Consider the following 16,784-nt stretch of genomic DNA (forward strand, 5'->3'; position numbering starts at 1 on the left):
CGTAAGGGTTGTATATTCGTCTGCCACATCTAGCCAAATACACCCCACTATGCCCCAGGTTTGCATCTACCCGAAGGAGGTAGCCCAGCTGACCGGCACCAAATACGGCACCGCCAAGACCCTGCTCCAACGCATCCGCAAGGAGCTAAATAAGCCGGCGCGGGCCTACGTGTCGGTGGCCGAGTTCTGCCAGTTCACCCACCTCCCCGAGGCCGAAGTGTCCCGCGCCTTGAACCGCAGTTAGAGTATGGCTGGAGTATGGACCAAGCAAGGCTGCAGTACCGCCGCCCCCAGTTCGCAGGTATCGGCCGGCCCGGCCGTAATGCCCCCGGCTGACCGCCCTGTTCAGGCGCGGCCCCGGCTTTCCGTGCGCGGCTTTGTATTGACGCTGATAACGGCCGCAGCCCTCACTTCTTCGACGACACCGCCGCTTCTGAAGATACCGGCCGACAAAGCCCCCCGCTACATCGGCAAGCGGGCCCAGGTAACGGGCAAAGTGGTACGCGCCTACACGGCGCACCACCGCGAGGGCGCACCAACCTTCCTGAACCTAAGCAAGCCCTTCCCGGATTGCCCGCTTGAAGTGGTACTATTCGCCAACGTAGCCGCCCACCTCAAAATGGACCCGGCCAAACTCGTAGGCCGCACCATTACCGTCACCGGCTACATTCAAGCCGCCAACGGTTCCACCGCGCAGATGGTACCCGACAAAGCCGCCGCATTGACGGTAGCGCCCTGACTCGGCGCGGCCGGACCTTCCCACGCCGCCCGCATGGCATCGTGTTGCACTTCCTCTACAATCTGGGCGTAGCGCATCGTCGTCTGAATGTGGGCGTGCCCCAGCACTTTTTGCAGTACCACCACCGGCATACCACGCAGCAGGCTTTGCACCGCAAACGTGTGACGGGCCGTGTGCATACTCATCAACTCGTACAGCGGCACCGCCCGCTTTTCAACACGCCCGCCCGGCGTGCTCACCACTTCCACCAGCCGGTTTAGGCCCGCCAGCTCACCCACCCGTTTCAGGGCCCGGTTCATGGCCGTATTCACCCGCACCGGCATCAGCTTGGCCCCGGCCCCTGACCGCGCAGGCCCCGCGTACTTATCGAGCAACGCCGCAGCCGCCGAGGTTAGGTAGATACTTACCGCCGTGCGCGTCTTGGTTTGCGTCAGCCGCAGCACCCGCCCGGCGCTGCCGTCCGCGCCCAGCGTGTGCAGGTTACCGCCGTGCAGCGCCGCCACGTCCGAGTACCGCAGTCCGGTGTAGCAGCAGAACAGAAACACGTCCCGCACCGACACCATCCAAGTGGGCAGAATAGCCGAATCCAGCGCCGCCAAATCATCCGCCCGCAGGTGGACTTTCACCGGGTCAGAGTAGCGCAGCTGCACTTTCGCCAGGTCCAGGGCCAACGTTTCGCCCCGCTCATTCTGCAGGTGCCGCAGAAAAGATTTCAGGTCCTTGATGGTCGAGAACACCGCATTGTCGGCCAGTTCCTGCACCTCGCGCAGGTAGCCCACGAACTGCTGATGCCAAGCCATGTCCCACTCCGATACCGGCAGCTCGGGCCGCCCCACCGAAATCAGAAACCGGTTCAGGGTGTTGCGCACCGTCTTGTAGTGAATGAGGGTATTCGGTGCGTACCCCATCCCGCGCATGGTGTCCATAAACTCCTCGAACCGCCCCACCATCGGCGGCTCCGGCGCAGGGGCCGGAAGCTCCTCGGCCACCACCGGCTGCACCACCGCCAGCAGTGCCTCTTTGGTCACCGCTACCCCGTCACCCCGCAGCTTCCGGTACAGCTGATACAGCCGCTCCGACAGCTTTTTCAAGTAGTCGTTGGCCTCGGCTTTTCCCTCCATTTTGCCGCAAAACCGCTGGCTTTCCGCGTTCCAGTTCGCCGGCTTACACTTCTCCCCGATGCCAGCTTTCAGCCGCTTGCCATCGTAGTGAATCACCACATGCACCGGCGCCAGCCCGGCCGTGCTCTTTTTATCCGTCCGCAGGATGTAAGAAACTTTCATAAAAAAGTGGGGCGACCAGTGGGGCGCAAACCACCGGGTAAATGCCAATACAAACCGTTTTGGAAGCACCACGCGAGAACCAAAAAACCCGTTTAAACTACGCCCACGGGGTATTTTTGGCCAGCAACATGGTATATAAACCTATTCCCACAGCGGGTAATGCTCCAGGTGCACTTCCTGCTCGAAGAATATCCGCGTGCTTTCCTCAAAGGAGCGGGTGAAATCGGACACGTAGAAATGGTGCGCGGGCGGCGTGGCCGAGGCGGGCGCCAGCAGGCCGTGGGCTGCTAAATATGCTTCGGCCGCGGCGGCCACCACATCCGAAGCATCCAGCACATCGACACGGCCGGCGTAGAAGCGCGCAATCTGCTCCTTTATCAGCGGGTAGTGCGTGCAGGCCAGCACCAGCGCGTCGATGTCGGCCAGGGCCGGGTTGCCTAAATAAGTGCCGATGATGTCGTCCGAAATGGAGTTCCTGAAGAAGCCTTCCTCAATCATGGGCACCAGCAGCGGGGTGGCCAGCGACTGCAGGTCGACGCCCGCATCGAGGTCGTCGACCTTCTTTTTATACACGTTGGAATTCACCGTTTGCTTCGTGCCGATGAGGCCCACGCGGCGGCCGGCGTAGGCCTGGCCCAGGTGCGCCACAATGGGGTCAATCACGCTCAGCACCTGGGCCTTGCTGCCCACGTACTCGCGCACCAGCTCGTAGGCGGCGGCCGAGGCCGAGTTGCAGGCAATGACAATCAGCTTGCAGTGCTGGCGCAGCAGCAAGTCGCAAATCTTGATGGAATAGGCCTGGATGGCGGCCGTGCTTTTGTCGCCGTAGGGCAGGTGGGCCGTATCGCCGAAGTACACGATGCGCTCGTGGGGCAGGCGCTGGGCCACCGCCCGGGCCACCGTGAGGCCGCCAATACCGGAGTCGAACATGCCAATGGGCCGGGCGGCCAATGCCGCCGAAACGGCCGGAGCGGGAGCAGCAGTAGTCATTGGGCAAAGGTAGCCGGGTTGGCAGTGAACAGTTTTCAGGTAGATGGATAACACTCAATCGTTGGCCCGTGCTATGCACGGCCAACTGAAAGCTACACAGTATATTTCCGCCAATTTTCAGCTCAACTCTTTTTCTATGAGCACCATTCTGGCCGAAATCGACCACGCCCTGGCCGCGCACGATGCCCGCCTGGGCCGCCCCGTTGCCATTTACCTCGGCGAGCGCAAGCTCACCCAGCTCACCCTCGACGCGGCCCGCGCCGCCCTGCCCGACCTCAGCACCGATGCTGGCCGCCCCCTCGCCTACCGCCACCTCGAGTTGCTGCGCGATGAAGTAAACCTCGACGGGCTGCGGGTAATTTAGCTTTTTGGTACCAGCAGCGGCTGCAATACCGCCCACACCGTGCGGGCCACAATGCGGTGCCCGGCCGGCGTGGGATGAATGCCATCGGCCTGGTTCAGGGCGCGGTCGCCGCCTACGCCCTGCAGTAGAAAGGGAATCAACACCAAGTGGTTTTTGGTGGCCATTTCCTGGTAGAGGGCCTTGAAATCTTTCGCGTAGGCCTGGCCCATGTTGGGCGGAATCTGCATGCCGGCCAGCACAATTTGCGCGGCGGGGCTGCGCCGCCGCACCGTGTCGATGATGCCCTGCAGGTTGTCGCGGGTGGCTGAGAGCGGCAGGCCGCGCAGGCCGTCGTTGCCGCCCAGCTCCAGCACAAAAATATCCACCGGCTGTTTCAGAATCCAGCCCACGCGGCTGCGGCCGCCGGAAGTGGTTTCGCCGCTCAGCCCGGCGTTTATCACTTCGTAGGGCAGTTTGAGTGAATCGATTTTGGCACCAATGAGGCCGGCAAAAGCTTGCTCGGGCTCGACGCCGTAGCCGGCGGTGAGGCTATTGCCGAAGAACAGTAAGCGCTTTTTGGTGGCGGGCGTGGCCGCCGGGGCGGTAGTGGCGGGAGCCTCGGCAGCAGCCGGCTTTTCGGCCGTGGGGCCGGTATTGCAGGCAGTGAGGGCCAGCCCAAGCAGGGCGGCCAGGGGCAAATTCAGAAATTTCATAAGCAGCTTTTTGGGCACGAAACCATAAAGTTGGAAAACATGCCAAGGGTTTCAACGTCTTGGGTAACGAACGGGGGCCGGCGCGGTTGTGCAGCAGGCGGAATGTAGAGGCGCATAATTGCGTCTTGTCGTCTGCGCCCGCCCCAACGGGCCGTCCCATTATCGTCCAACGACAAGACGCGAATATGCGTCTCTACATCCTACTACATGTCCATCCTCCGCGTCGATAATCTCACCAAAACCTACCCCAGCGCCGGCCAGCCGCTCACGGTGCTCCACGCCGTTAGCTTCGACCTCGCCGCCGGCGACACCTTCGCCATCGTTGGGCCTTCAGGCTCGGGCAAAACCACACTGCTGGGCCTCTGCGCCGGGCTCGACCGTGCTACATCGGGCAGCGTCTGGGTCAATGGCATTCAGCTCGATAACCTGAGCGAGGACCAGCGCGCCGCCGTGCGCAATGAGCACGTGGGCTTCATCTTTCAGAATTTTCAGCTGCTGCCCACCCTCACGGCCCTCGAAAACGTGCTGGTGCCGCTGGAGCTGCGCGGCCAGCGCGGCGCCACCAAAACCGCCCTCGACCTGCTCGACCGTGTGGGGCTGGCCGCCCGCGCCGGCCACTACCCCGCCCAGCTCTCGGGCGGCGAGCAGCAGCGCGTGAGCCTGGCCCGCGCCTTCGCCAACCGCCCGGCCGTGCTCTTCGCCGACGAGCCCACCGGCAACCTCGACCCCGACACCAGCGAGCGGGTGGTGAACCTGTTGTTTGAGCTGAACCGCGAAGCCGGCACCACGCTGGTGCTCGTGACGCACGACCTGGAGCTGGCCGCAAAAACCCAGCGCACGCTGCGCCTGCGCGGCGGCAAGGTGGTGGAGGAAATACTGGGGGCAAATCAAATTAGCATCTGAACGGCATGCTGAGCGCAGACGCAGCCTGACTGTCCTCAAATAAGCTACCATAACACCCCAAAAATGACTAATACCTCCTGGCTTTTCCGCATGGCGTGGCGCGACAGCCGCCGCAGCCGGGCGCGACTGCTACTGTTCATGGCCAGCATTATCCTGGGCATTGCGGCATTGGTGGGCATCAATTCCTTCGGTGATAACCTGGCCCGCAGCATCAGCGCCCAGGCGCGGGAGCTGCTCGGGGCCGACCTCGTACTCAGCGCCAACCAGCCCTTCGCACCCAAACTGGAACCTGCCCTTAAAAACCTCGGCACGGCCCGCACGCGGGAAATTTCCTTTGCCTCGCTGGTGCAGTTCCGGCCGGGCCGGGGCACGCGGCTGGCCCAAGTGCGGGCGCGCGACGGCGGCTTTTTCTACGGCGACTGGGAAACGCAGCCGCAGGCCGCCGCCCGGCGCTTCGCCGATACCACCGCCGCCCCCGGCGCGCTGGTTGATGACGCGCTGCTGGTGCAGTTCGGGGCCAAAGTGGGTGATTCGGTGCAGGTGGGCAACGTGGTGCTGCCCATCATCGGGCGGGTTTTGAAAACGCCGGGGCAGTCCGGCATCAGCACGGCGGTAGCACCCACGGTGTTTCTGCCGTTGAAGGAAGTAGCCGCCACCGGCCTGGTGCAGCGCGGCAGCCGGGTGAAGTACACCCGCAGCTACCAATTCGCGCCGGGTACCGACGTGGCCGCCGTGCTCAAGCCCCTACAAGCCCGCCTCGACGCGGCCGACCTCGACACCGATACCGTGGCCAGCCGCCAGCAAAGCACCGGCCGCGCCTTTGCCGACCTCACCCGCTACCTCAGCCTGGTGGCCTTTGTGGCACTGCTGCTGGGCTGCGTGGGCGTGGCCAGCGCCGTAAACCTCTACGTGCGCGAAAAGCTGGCTGCCGTGGCCGTGCTGCGTTGCCTGGGGGCCAGCGGCCGGCAGGCGCTGCTCATTTACCTGATTCAAACGGCCGGGCTGGGTTTCATCGGCGCGGTGCTGGGCGCGGGCCTGGGCGCAGCCGTGCAGGGGCTGCTGCCCCGGGTGTTGGGCGATTTTCTGCCCGTTGATATTACGGTGAGCGTGTCGTGGGCCGCCATTGCCACGGGCCTGCTCACGGGGCTGCTGATGGCGGTGCTCTTCGCGCTGCTGCCGCTGCTGCGCATCCGGCGCGTGTCGCCGCTGCGGGTGCTGCGCACGGCCTTTGAGGACGATACAACCGCACCCGACCCGGTGCGGGGCGTTGTTATTGGGGTAATCGGCTTGTTCATTCTCGCCTTCGCCTACGGCCAGACGCACGACTGGAAGCTCACGCTGGGCTTCGGGGCGGGGCTACTGGCCGCCTTTGCGGCGCTGGCCGGCCTGGGCCGCCTGCTGATGCTGGCGGTGCGACGCTTCTTCCCCGCCGGCTGGGGCTACGTGTGGCGGCAGGGCCTGGCCAATCTGTATCGGCCCCAAAACCAGACGCTCACGCTGGTCACGTCCATTGGGCTGGGCACGTTTCTGCTGGCCACGCTTTTCCTCACCCAGGCCATGCTGCTGGGCCGCGTGCAGGTGGCCGGCCAGAAATCAGCCGCCAACCTGGTACTCTTCGACATTCAGCCTGAGCAGCGCGCCGGCGTAGAGGCGCTGCTGACGGCGCAAAAGCTGCCCGTGCTCCAGCGCGTCCCCATCGTGACGATGCGCCTGACGGCTATCAATGGCACGTCGGTTTTCGTGATTAAAAAGGATACGGCGCGGGGCATCCCGGCCTGGGCCCTCACCCGCGAGTACCGCGTGACCTACCGCGACTCGCTGAACTCCTCCGAAAAGCTCACCGCCGGCACCTTACCGACCATTGGCCCCGATAAAATACCGCGCATCTCCGTGGAGAAGGGCTACCTGGAACGCACCAAGCTTAGCCTGGGCGACACGCTGGATTTCAACGTGCAGGGCCTGCCGCAGCGCACCATCATCGGCGGCACCCGCGAGATTGACCGCAGCCGGGTGCAGCCCAGCTTTCTGGTCATCTTCCCGGCCGGCGTGCTGGAGGGCGCGCCGCAGTTCCAGGTGGTGCTCACGCACACGCCCAGCACGGCCGCGCTGGCCGCCGTGGAGCAAAAGCTGGTGCAGCAATTTCCCAACGTGTCGGCCATCGACCTGGGCCTGATTCTGCAAACGCTCAACGACATTGTCGATAAAATCTCCTTCGTGATTCGCTTCATGGCGGGCTTCAGCATCCTCACCGGCCTGCTGGTGCTCGGCAGCGCGGTGGTCATCAGCCGCTACCAGCGGGTGCGTGAAAGCGTGCTGCTGCGCACGCTGGGCGCCAGCCGGGCCCAGATTCTGCGCATCACATTGGTGGAGTATGGCCTGCTGGGGCTGCTGGCAGCACTCGCCGGCATTGCGCTGGCGGTGCTGGCGGCGTGGGCGCTGGCCGTATGGGTGTTCGAGGCCAGCTTCGGGCCGGCGGTGCTGCCGCTGCTGGGACTGGCGGCGCTGGTCACGGCCCTCACGGCCGCTATCGGCCTGTTCAACAGCCGCGACGTGCTGCGCCGCTCGCCGCTGGAGGTGCTGCGGGCCGAGGGATAAAGCGTAGGGCTTCCCCGCAGCGCTGTCCAGCTTCAGCAAATGAGATAAAAGAAGAGAAGCCCCCTGATAATTTCAGGGGGCTTCTCATATTCTCCTACTAATTCACTTGCTAATTAATTACATCCGGTGAATGCTCACCACGTGCGGCTGGCCTTGCAGGGGAGCATAAATCTCCACAATGGCGCGCCAGATAGCGTTGGATGGCGGCATCGTGGCGTTGCACTCAAATTTATAGTTGGTGCCGGCCACCACTTGCGTCGAAACCGCTTGCGGCGTGTATTTCACCCCTACAAAGCCGTGCATGGCTTCGTCCCATACCTTCTGGTCCTGGGGGGTGAGGGGGTGGTAGGGCGTCCAGCCTCCGGGCAACGTATTTGCCTGGCCGTTTGCGGTTGGTGCTGCTGCGGGTGAATTTGACATGGGTTTATTGGGTTATTATTTTTCCTACTCGTAAGGCTTTTCGGAATCATCGCCCCGTTTGGCAAAGTGGTTGCTGCTCCACTCGTTACTACTGAAAAACCGCTGCCTGTTGCCCATGGGTAGCTTCAGCAAACTGCCTGTTAATCCGAGTAATAACTGATGCAAACCTAGCGCCCGGCGGGGTGCTGAAAAACGCGTAAAATCACCTGTTTTTAAAGCCAGGTATAAGTACGTGCGTTGGGGAGGGTAGAAATACGGGCCTCGTCGCAAGGGCTGTTTTAACGGGCAACTGCCGGACGGTTTTCACTGCACAGGCGGTCGTCTCGCCCGCGTTTTTCTCATGCCAAAGCGACCCTTTCGAGTAGGAGTAGCACCGGTCATTGGGCATGCTTTCCAGCGCCACCATTCTGTTGGCAGGATGCCGGCCGGCGCAGTAGCTTTGGGGCATTCCACAACCCTTTATTCGACATGTTCTACCGATTAGGCGGCCTTTTGGCCCTGCTGGTGCTGTTGGCCGCGCCCGCCCACGCGCAGCTTATCACCGACCCCGCCCGCGCTGCCGCCGCCCGCGACACCCTGCTGCAACAAGCGGCGCAGCTACGACTGCACGCGGAGCAAACCAGCCCAATATTCAACACCAATGCCCGGTCTCGCGGCCGGCGCCGCGTGGTGGTGGTGGGCATTTCCCACCAGAACAGCGGCACCTTGTCCAACGCCGGCGTGCGACAGACGCAGTGGGCACCCGATAACATCGCCTGGCGTCACATCACCCGCTACCGCCGCAATGGCCGCGTGCAGGAGCGTTACCGCCTTAGTGCCGGCCACCAAATACTGCTCAGGGAGCGCCGGCTGAACGGCGCTGTTATCTGGCTCTCCATTCCCGTGGCTTACACCAGTGTCCCCGGCATGGTCGTTCGGCACCGGGGTTTATACCTGCGCACCGGCTACGTCATGCTCGACAAGGACCAGTACGTATTGCCCAAATCGTTGCAATAGCGCCTGCCGCATTGCCAGGCACTGCGCGCCAAAGGCCCGTTTACCGGTTGGTAAACGGGCCTTTGGCTTTGGTTGAAATCATGGGGCTGCGACGCGTATAGTCCTTCCCACTGTTGCGCTACGAGCGTTGCGGGCTCCCTATGGCGTGAGCCAGGCTGCTTTTCACCAGGCTTCCTCAATCTGGAATAGCGAATTGAGGCGCAGCAGGTCAAGGCAACGTCGCAGGGGGGCATTCACGTTGCGCAACCACACCTTGGCCCCCGCTCGATGCAGCAGCAGCAGCTGCGAAACCACATAGCCAACCCCCAGCGCCCGCTGGCACGCCAGCCGCGAACAATCGATGTGCAACGACGATGTGCCCAGCGAAAATGCCAGCGCCCGCGCCCGCAGCACAGCATTGGGCTCATCCAGATTGAGGGTGCCCGGCGCAGATGCCCGGGAAATTGAGGTCCGGAATGGCAAAGTGAATGATTTCATGATAACTGAGGATTTAGTGAATAGTAAACATAGTAAATATTTATATAATCTATTCACACTTGAGCAGAATCGAACGGAGCCGCTCTGCTATACCCTTTCCAAGCAATGCATTCGTATGTTTCTGCCTACCAATTGCCGGTGCGCCGGCTCTTCGCCTCCGCCGCGATGGGGCGTATTGGGAGTAACGGGTGCTGGCAGCTCACGCACGGCGGGTCTGCGTATAATCTTATCCGGTATATCCCAACCCCTGGCCGTCCGCTTCCTCATTCTGCCTGTCATGCACTTCCTCCCCACCCTCCTGCTGGCCGGCGCCGCCGTGCTGGCGGCTCCCGGCCCGCGCTACCTGGTGGTGCCCGGCCGCAGCATCGGCACCGTGGCCATCGGCACCGACCCGCTCAAATCTCTGGCCCCCCTCGGCCCGCCCACCCACACCGAAGGCGCGCTGGGCGAGTCGTGGAATACTTGGGTGGGCAAGGAAACCGTGGCCGGCAACCGCTCCAGCCAGCTCGACGTGTACTGGGCCCGCCCGTCCGGGGCTGCGCCCAACTCCAAGGCCCGCACCGTGCAGCTCATTCGCACCACTTCGCCGGCCTTCAAGCTGGCCAACGGCCTGCACATCGGCTCGCCGGTGGCCGACATTGCCCCCCTCTACCCGCGCCACGACAAGGCCTTCAACCTGCAGCTCGGCACCGAAGAGCCCCGCTCGCTCCTCGACGCGCCCTTCGACGGCATCGGCTTCGAGCTGAGCCGGCCCGAGCGCGGCAAGTCGGCCGCCATCGTGGCCTTCATCGTCCACGCGCCCGGCATCATGCTCTACAAACATGACTTCGGCCTGAAAGCCTACCTCGAAGCCCAGGCCCACAAGTGAGGTCAGCAACCTCCGCCCCCGCCGCGACGGGGCGTGTCGGCAGCCGCGATAGGGGCTAGGGTTACTGAATACCTCTCCTGCTAGCTTCTTCAGCTATGGCTTTATGAATACGTGTCATATATCTATCATAAGCTAAAAATCTAGCTATAATATCTTCTGTTGCGTTATCATCTTTTATAAAACCAGAGAATTGTGAAGCTGCCCAAAAGCAGGCACCACTGACAGCTTTCAGCAATTTCAAATACTGAGTTATATCTCTAATTTCTTTTCCTTCAGCTATTTCTTCTTGAATCTTGATTGCAACCATAGCGACTTTATCGCCATGCGCTATGTGCGACGACATCTTCCAGAAATAATGCATGACATCATAACCTATTAGCGGTATGACTTCCTTATTCTTAGCAAGATTGAGTAGTATATCATTGAAAGACCAATCGTTGGACAACCTTTTGCGTTTGTCTTTTGTGATTCTGGATTCTAAATCCAACCGTTCTAAATCTGGTAAGATTTGACGTCTGAATGCATCCAAATCATTCATATTACCACCTTTTACTACTTTTTCAACTTCTAATGAAGCACGAAGCCTTTCCATTTCGCCTATCTGAACCCAATATTCATCCAATTTACTATTCACAGCTTCTTCGTTAGCTTGAGTAGTAATTATTAAGAGTTTGGATAGAACTTCAAGAGTAGACCGAAAAATTATTTCAGCATCCCAGATTTTACCAGCTTTAGCCAGTTGTGAAACAGTTGAACTTCTATCAATAATAAATTTAACGAGTGGAAATATGAGACTTGTGTCAACAATACTTTTATCAATTAGAGCTTGTATTTTGTCAACAATATAGCCAAACGCTGCCTCAGATACTTCGAATGTATCTGCCTTAATTTTCTCAAAATCAATTTTGGTTTCCATCCTGTTGATATTATACTTCTATTAGCCTATAATAGGTAGGTGCTACTCTGAATTTCAAGACAAGGTAAACGAAAACGTGAAGTGTCTTCTGTTACACTTGAGCACAGGATAGCAGGCAAGGGGTTTGGTCATTCGGCCAGGAGCTTGCTTATAAGCTACCCCGCCCGCCCCGGCCGTACCTTTGCGGCCTATGAACCTGTTATCCGCCGAGAACATCTCGAAGAATTACGCCGACCGCTGGCTGTTTAAAGACCTCAATTTCGGCCTGAACCTGGGCCAGCGCGTGGCCTTTGTGGGCATCAACGGCACCGGCAAAACCACCCTCATGAAGGTGCTGGCCGGCCTCGAAGCCCCCGACACCGGCGAGGTGAGCGTGCGCAAAGGCATCCGCGTCACCTACCTGGGCCAAAACCCCGTGTTCGACGAAAGCCTGAGCGTAGAGCAAACCATCTTCGCCAGCCAGAACGACACGCTCAAGGCCATCCAGGAGTACGAGCACGTCGTCAACGACCCCGACCACAAGCCCGACGACCTGCAGCGCGTGCTCGAACGCATGGACGCCCTCAACGCCTGGGACTACGAAGCCCAGGTGCAGCAGATTCTCGGCCGCCTCGGCATCCTCGGCGAGCTGCTCACGCGCAACGTGGCTCAGCTCTCGGGCGGGCAGCGCAAGCGCGTGGCCCTGGCCCGCGTCCTCATCGAAGAGCCTGATGTGCTGCTCCTTGACGAGCCCACCAACCACTTGGACCTGGCCACCATCGAGTGGCTCGAAAACCGCCTCTCCTCCCCCACCCTCACCCTGCTGATGGTGACCCACGACCGGTACTTCCTCGACAAGGTGGCCAATGAAATCGTGGAGCTCGACAAGGGCCAGGTGTACCGCTACCAGGGCAACTACGCCTATTTCGTGGAGAAAAAGGCCGACCGCGAAATGCGCGAAACCGTGGAAGTGGAAAAGGCCCGCCAGCTCTTCAAAAAGGAGCTCGACTGGATGCGCCGCATGCCCCAGGCCCGCGGCACCAAGCAAAAAGCCCGCATCGACGCCTTCTACGTCACCAAGGAAAAGGCCAGCACCAACCTCACCAAGCAGCAGGTGGAGCTGAGCGTGAAAACCACCCGCCAGGGCGGTAAAATCATCGAAGCCGACCACATCAACAAGCGCTTCGGCGACAACGTGGTGCTCGACGATTTCAGCTACGTTTTCAAGAAAAAAGACCGGATTGGCCTGGTAGGACCGAACGGCGCGGGCAAGTCCACGCTGCTCAACATGCTCACCGGCAAGCTCAAGCCCGACTCCGGCACCATCGACGTGGGCCTGACCACCGTGTTTGGCTACTACACCCAGACCGAGCTGGAATTCGACCCCTCGCAGCGCGTCATCGACATCGTGAAGGAAGTGGCCGAAGTGGTGGAGCTGGCCAACGGCGACGTGCTCACCGCCAGCCAGTTCCTGAACCTGTTCCTGTTCCCGCCGGCCCAGCAATACACGCTGGTGAGCAAGCTGAGCGGGGGCGAAAAGCGTCGCCTGCAGCTGCTGCGCGTCCTCATCAAAAACCCCAACTTCCTCATTCTTGACGAGCCCACCAACGACCTGGACCTGGCCACGCTCAACATTCTGGAAGATTTCCTGCTGCACTTCTCGGGCTGCCTGCTCATCGTCAGCCACGACCGGTACTTCCTCGACCACCTCGCCGAGCACCTCTTCGTGCTGGAGCCGGGCGGCGCCGTCCTCAACTTCCCCGGCAACTACACCGACTACCGCGAATACCTCGCCGAACGCGAAACCGAAGCCGCGCTAATCGAAGAAGAAAAAGCCGCCAAAGCCGCCCGCGCCGCCGCCAAAACCGCCATCACGCCGGCCGCCGTGAGCACGGCCGTAGCCCCCTCGCCCACCAAGCGCCGCGCCACCTTCGCCGAGAAAAAGGAGTACGAGCAGCTCGAAAAAGCCATGGCGACGCTGGAAACCGAGAAGCAGGAAATCACCGCCAAGCTGAACGGCGGCAGCGGCAGCCCCCAGGACTTCGCCGCCTGGGGCGCCCGTCTGGCAGCAATTGAAAAGGACTTGGGGGAGAAAGAAGAACGGTGGCTGGAGCTGGCCGATTTGGGGTAAATTCACCCAACCCGGCTCATTTACACAAACCGAAGCCCCGTAAGCAACAAAAAGCCCCGACAGATTGCCGGGGCTTTTTGTTTAACCAAATATCTGAACCAACACGGCAGTGGCTATCAATAGCCCACTCAAAATCAGTCCGTTTCGCTGAGATTTTTTCTGATGTCGGGCGCTTTCAATTAGCCACGAAGAAGGCGAAGTTTGCATACTGGAAAGGAGTAAAGCGTGGAAAGGAATCGAAATATACAGCAAACGGCGTTGCATTTAGCAATTATTTTTTATTGCCGCCGGCGCACCTGCGCAAACTCCAGCGGCACCATGTTTCCGCCTACCGGGGCCTTCACCACCAGGCCATCGGCCGCATCGTAGCGCGGAAAGTAGAGGTAGCCGCGCACCTGCTGGCCGGGCTGCAGCGTCACCTTGCGCAGGGCGTAGTCCTGAAGCATGGCGGCGCGCTGCTGGAGCACCTCGGCGGCCACGGCGTGCTCAATTTTGGCGGCGGTGGAGATGACGCTGTAGGTCACGGCCGCGTCGTGGATAGCGGCGCGGCTCTGGTACTGGGCCGGCGTTTCGCGCTTGCCAATGCTGGCCACATCGGTAGCCAGGCTGGCCGCCCCGAGGGCCAGTCCCAGCCAGTCGAACTTGGCGGCTTTGGTGGCTTCGCTATCGGCTTTGCTGCGCAGGGCGGTTATTTCGGGTTCGGGGTCGAAGGCGGCCACGGCGTTGGGGGGCAGCGGGGGCAACGGCAGGGCCATGCTGGCGGCGGCCACGGCGGCCGTTACCTCAGCACCGGGCAGGGGCTTGGGACGCTTGGCTTTGGGGCCGGGGACCGGGGCGGGCAGGCGGCTGGCTTCGTACTGAAACGCAGCCGGGTCGACCACCAGCGCGTGGTGGGAGGGGTTGCGGTATTCGGCCTCGAATACTACCCGCGTGGGCTCGTAGCACACGAAGCTCAGGCGCACTTCTACGCTGTCGGCCACGGTTTGGGCCTGCTCACGGCCCTCCACAAAAAAGCCGGTGGCCCGGGTCGGCTTCATGCCCAGCTGATAGGTGGGGGCGCAGCCCGTAGCCAGCCCGGCCAACGCCAGCCAACGCAACGAACGAACGTAAAAAGGCAGCATACAACTGACGATTTAGGGTGAGCTTCTGGTCGGAAGATGCCGCCGCCCGGGACGAGGTTGCACGGCAACAAAAAAATTATTCTCCTAAAATAACCAACTCCGGCGGCAGCTCAAAATCACCGCTCTCATCGGCTCCAAGTGGCCAATGGCGGCGCACCGCGCCCAGCGGTACCGGCCCAAAAACGTGCGCAAAATGCTGCTGCCGGCTTGCCACCCACTCGCGCTCCACGCGCACACCCGCAGCGACCAGGGCCGCTTCGTCCCATTCCAGCAAAAATAAATCGGCCCGCCCGGCATAATACCGGCGGGCCGTTTCGAGAATCTGGTGCTGCTCCGAGGAATGGATGAAGCCCTCGGCCGCGAGGTCGGCGCTGGCAAAAAAGCCGGTTTGCTGGGCGTGGTGCCAGTCGGCGGGCTCGGCGATGCGGTAGAGCATATTTTTTTTGAACAGGGCGAAAAAAGAACGTCATGCTGAGCGTAGCCGAAGCATCTCTACCGCAATAGTAAATGAATTACTACCACACGCGAGATGCTTCGGCTACGCTCAGCATGACGTTCTTTTTCTGTTGTTAAGAAACCGTCCGCCTAGGCCTTCCACAGCTCCTGCTGCACCTGCTTGCCTACGGTGAGCATAATACGCACGGGGTTGGGAACCAACGTAATACGAGCTTCCTTGCCGGGGTATTTCTCCGAATCAACCCAAACGCCTTCTTTGGGCGTGGGCGTCGAGCCGGGGTTGCTGGGCAGGTAGGCAGTGGGCAGTAGCACGTCGGTGTCCGATTTCAGGTCGGTGTGCACTTTGTCGAGCGCAGTTTCCAGGAAGTCGCCGTACTCGTCGTTGAAGTCGTCTTCGAGGTCGTGCAGGGCCTCTTCCACGTCGTCGTAGCGGGCGTCGTCGTATTTGAGGGTGTGCAGCTCGGCCTTTTTTTCAATCAGGGCCACGAGGGCGCGGTTCAGTTCTTCGGTATTCATGGGAGCGCTAAGGCAGATGATTGGGCACAAAAATGGGAATGAATTGGCAAACGCGCGGCGTTCCGGCTCCGGCGTTGCGTTGCTTTCCGCCAATTCTCGCCCCAAACCAATAGAAGCTGTATTTTTACCCTGTCATTCACCCCGCTAATTTCCGCTTCCCACCCATGCAAACCATGACCTCGCCCGAAGTGCTGGCCCAACCCGCCCAGGATTTCCTCCCCCTCAAAGGCACCGATTTTGTCGAATTCTACGTCGGCAACGCCAAGCAGTCGGCCTACTACTACCAGGCCGCCTTCGGCTACGAGCTGGTAGCCTATGCCGGCCCCGAAACCGGCCTGCGCGACCGCGCTAGCTACGTGCTGCAGCAGGGCAAAATCCGCCTCGTGCTCACCACCTCCCTCCTGCCCGATTCCGAAATCACGCAGCACGTGGCCAAGCACGGCGACGGCGTGAAGGTAATGGCCCTGTGGGTAGACGATGCCCGCAAGTCGTGGGAAGAAACCACCAAGCGCGGTGCCAAGTCGGCCTTCGAACCCTATACCCTTGAGGATGAGCACGGCAGCGTAACGCTTTCGGGCATTTACACCTACGGCGAGAGCATCCACACCTTCGTGGAGCGCACCAATTACAGCGGCCCGTTCCTGCCCGGCTACGTGGCCAAAAGCAGCCTGGTACCGCAGGGCGCGCCGGTGGGCCTGCTCCACGTCGACCATTGCGTGGGCAACGTGGGCTGGGGCGAAATGAACCAGTGGGTGAAGTTTTACGAGGACGTGATGGGCTTCAAACTGCTCCTCACCTTCGACGACGAAGACATTTCGACCGAGTATTCGGCCCTGATGAGCAAGGTGGTTTCCAACGGCAACGGCTACGTGAAATTCCCCATCAACGAGCCCGCCGAAGGCAAGAAAAAGTCGCAGATTGAGGAGTACCTCGACTACTACCACTCGCCCGGCGTGCAGCACATTGCCATCGCCACCAAGGATATCCGCGCGACCGTGACGGAACTGCGCCGCCGCGGCGTGGAATTCCTGACCGTGCCCGGCGCCTACTACGAAGACCTGCTGGAGCGCATCGGCGCGATTGACGAGGATTTGGAGTCGCTGAAAGCCCTGAACCTGCTCGTAGACCGCGACGAAGAAGGCTACCTGCTCCAGATTTTCACCAAGCCAGTGGAAGACCGGCCCACGGTGTTCTATGAAATCATCCAGCGCAAAGGGGCCAAGAGCTTCGGTAAAGGTAATTTCAAGGCGCTGTTTGAAAGCATCGAGCGCGAGCAGGCCCTGCGCGGCAACCTGTAATTCTTTTAGTTTCTGAGGTAGAGACGCATATTTGCGTCTT

18 protein-coding genes are annotated in these 16,784 nt (G+C 60.8%); 9 read left to right on the forward strand and 9 right to left on the reverse strand.

The genetic code is table 11. The annotated features are described in order from the left end of the window. Nucleotides 1-49: 49 nt before the first annotated feature. Both ACYVM5_RS20770 and ACYVM5_RS20775 read left to right on the forward strand, forming a co-directional pair. Nucleotides 50-244 carry a hypothetical protein gene (locus ACYVM5_RS20770; RefSeq protein ID WP_460619997.1) on the forward strand — a complete coding sequence of 65 codons (195 nt, stop codon included), beginning with the start codon at nt 50-52 and terminating at the stop codon, nt 242-244. A 3-nt stretch (nt 245-247) separates the two neighbouring features. Beyond that, nucleotides 248-739: a hypothetical protein gene (locus ACYVM5_RS20775; RefSeq protein WP_460619998.1), complete on the forward strand. Its 492-nt coding sequence runs from the start codon at nt 248-250 to the stop codon at nt 737-739. Here the strand turns inward: ACYVM5_RS20775 and ACYVM5_RS20780 are convergent. After that, a complete protein-coding gene (locus ACYVM5_RS20780) occupies nt 670-2,022 on the reverse strand; it encodes a site-specific integrase (RefSeq protein WP_460619999.1) in 1,353 nt (450 codons plus the stop codon). The genes ACYVM5_RS20775 and ACYVM5_RS20780 overlap by 70 nt on opposite strands. 141 nt (nt 2,023-2,163) lie before the next feature. Then, nucleotides 2,164-3,012, reverse strand: coding sequence for a glutamate racemase (gene murI / locus ACYVM5_RS20785; RefSeq protein WP_460620000.1), 849 nt, complete (start codon nt 3,010-3,012; stop codon nt 2,164-2,166). A gap of 136 nt (nt 3,013-3,148) precedes the next feature. Here murI and ACYVM5_RS20790 point away from each other — a divergent pair, with 136 nt between their 5' ends. Next, on the forward strand, nt 3,149-3,376 hold the full coding sequence (locus tag ACYVM5_RS20790; protein WP_460620001.1) for a hypothetical protein: 228 nt from the start codon (nt 3,149-3,151) through the stop codon (nt 3,374-3,376). On the opposite strand, the gene ACYVM5_RS20795 is transcribed toward ACYVM5_RS20790, so the two are convergent. Continuing rightward, nucleotides 3,373-4,068 carry an arylesterase gene (locus tag ACYVM5_RS20795; RefSeq protein WP_460620002.1) on the reverse strand — a complete coding sequence of 232 codons (696 nt, stop codon included), beginning with the start codon at nt 4,066-4,068 and terminating at the stop codon, nt 3,373-3,375. The genes ACYVM5_RS20790 and ACYVM5_RS20795 overlap by 4 nt on opposite strands. Before the next feature lie 207 nt (nt 4,069-4,275). On the opposite strand from ACYVM5_RS20795, the gene ACYVM5_RS20800 reads away from it, so the two are divergent. Further along, complete coding sequence (locus ACYVM5_RS20800) at nt 4,276-4,971, forward strand: ABC transporter ATP-binding protein (protein WP_460620003.1); 696 nt, start codon at nt 4,276-4,278, stop codon at nt 4,969-4,971. Between the two features lie 63 nt (nt 4,972-5,034). Continuing rightward, nucleotides 5,035-7,566 carry an ABC transporter permease gene (locus tag ACYVM5_RS20805; protein WP_460620004.1) on the forward strand — a complete coding sequence of 844 codons (2,532 nt, stop codon included), beginning with the start codon at nt 5,035-5,037 and terminating at the stop codon, nt 7,564-7,566. Between the two features lie 117 nt (nt 7,567-7,683). Here the strand turns inward: ACYVM5_RS20805 and ACYVM5_RS20810 are convergent, their stop codons facing one another. Continuing rightward, the gene (locus tag ACYVM5_RS20810; RefSeq protein WP_460620005.1) at nt 7,684-7,986 is read right to left on the reverse strand and encodes a hypothetical protein; all 303 of its coding nucleotides are present in this window, start codon (nt 7,984-7,986) and stop codon (nt 7,684-7,686) included. A 468-nt stretch (nt 7,987-8,454) separates the two neighbouring features. On the opposite strand from ACYVM5_RS20810, the gene ACYVM5_RS20815 reads away from it, so the two are divergent. Then, a complete protein-coding gene (locus tag ACYVM5_RS20815; RefSeq protein ID WP_460620006.1) occupies nt 8,455-8,982 on the forward strand; it encodes a hypothetical protein in 528 nt (175 codons plus the stop codon). A gap of 162 nt (nt 8,983-9,144) precedes the next feature. Here ACYVM5_RS20815 and ACYVM5_RS20820 read toward each other — a convergent pair whose 3' ends face one another. Further along, entirely contained in the window at nt 9,145-9,459 is a 315-nt protein-coding gene (locus ACYVM5_RS20820) for a hypothetical protein (RefSeq protein ID WP_460620007.1), read from the reverse strand. Nucleotides 9,460-9,736: 277 nt separating this feature from the next. Between ACYVM5_RS20820 and ACYVM5_RS20825 the strand changes: the two genes are divergently transcribed. Continuing rightward, nucleotides 9,737-10,327, forward strand: a complete 591-nt coding sequence (locus ACYVM5_RS20825) for a hypothetical protein (RefSeq protein WP_460620008.1) — start codon at nt 9,737-9,739, stop codon at nt 10,325-10,327. A 61-nt stretch (nt 10,328-10,388) separates the two neighbouring features. On the opposite strand, the gene ACYVM5_RS20830 is transcribed toward ACYVM5_RS20825, so the two are convergent. Further along, complete coding sequence (locus ACYVM5_RS20830; RefSeq protein ID WP_460620009.1) at nt 10,389-11,243, reverse strand: hypothetical protein; 855 nt, start codon at nt 11,241-11,243, stop codon at nt 10,389-10,391. Between the two features lie 190 nt (nt 11,244-11,433). Here ACYVM5_RS20830 and ACYVM5_RS20835 point away from each other — a divergent pair, with 190 nt between their 5' ends. Then, nucleotides 11,434-13,353, forward strand: coding sequence for an ABC-F family ATP-binding cassette domain-containing protein (locus ACYVM5_RS20835; protein WP_460620010.1), 1,920 nt, complete (start codon nt 11,434-11,436; stop codon nt 13,351-13,353). Between the two features lie 278 nt (nt 13,354-13,631). On the opposite strand, the gene ACYVM5_RS20840 is transcribed toward ACYVM5_RS20835, so the two are convergent. The 3 genes from ACYVM5_RS20840 to ACYVM5_RS20850 form a co-directional block, all read right to left on the reverse strand. Further along, complete coding sequence (locus ACYVM5_RS20840; RefSeq protein WP_460620011.1) at nt 13,632-14,474, reverse strand: hypothetical protein; 843 nt, start codon at nt 14,472-14,474, stop codon at nt 13,632-13,634. 76 nt (nt 14,475-14,550) lie between these two features. Further along, entirely contained in the window at nt 14,551-14,910 is a 360-nt protein-coding gene (locus ACYVM5_RS20845; protein WP_460620012.1) for a DUF952 domain-containing protein, read from the reverse strand. 149 nt (nt 14,911-15,059) lie between these two features. After that, nucleotides 15,060-15,446 carry a hypothetical protein gene (locus ACYVM5_RS20850; RefSeq protein ID WP_198070253.1) on the reverse strand — a complete coding sequence of 129 codons (387 nt, stop codon included), beginning with the start codon at nt 15,444-15,446 and terminating at the stop codon, nt 15,060-15,062. A gap of 164 nt (nt 15,447-15,610) precedes the next feature. Here ACYVM5_RS20850 and hppD point away from each other — a divergent pair, with 164 nt between their 5' ends. After that, nucleotides 15,611-16,744 (forward strand): 4-hydroxyphenylpyruvate dioxygenase family protein, encoded by a 1,134-nt coding sequence (gene hppD, locus ACYVM5_RS20855; protein WP_460620013.1) that lies wholly within the window; start codon nt 15,611-15,613, stop codon nt 16,742-16,744. Nucleotides 16,745-16,784 lie beyond the last annotated feature (40 nt).

This window comes from Hymenobacter ruber (assembly GCF_054783255.1).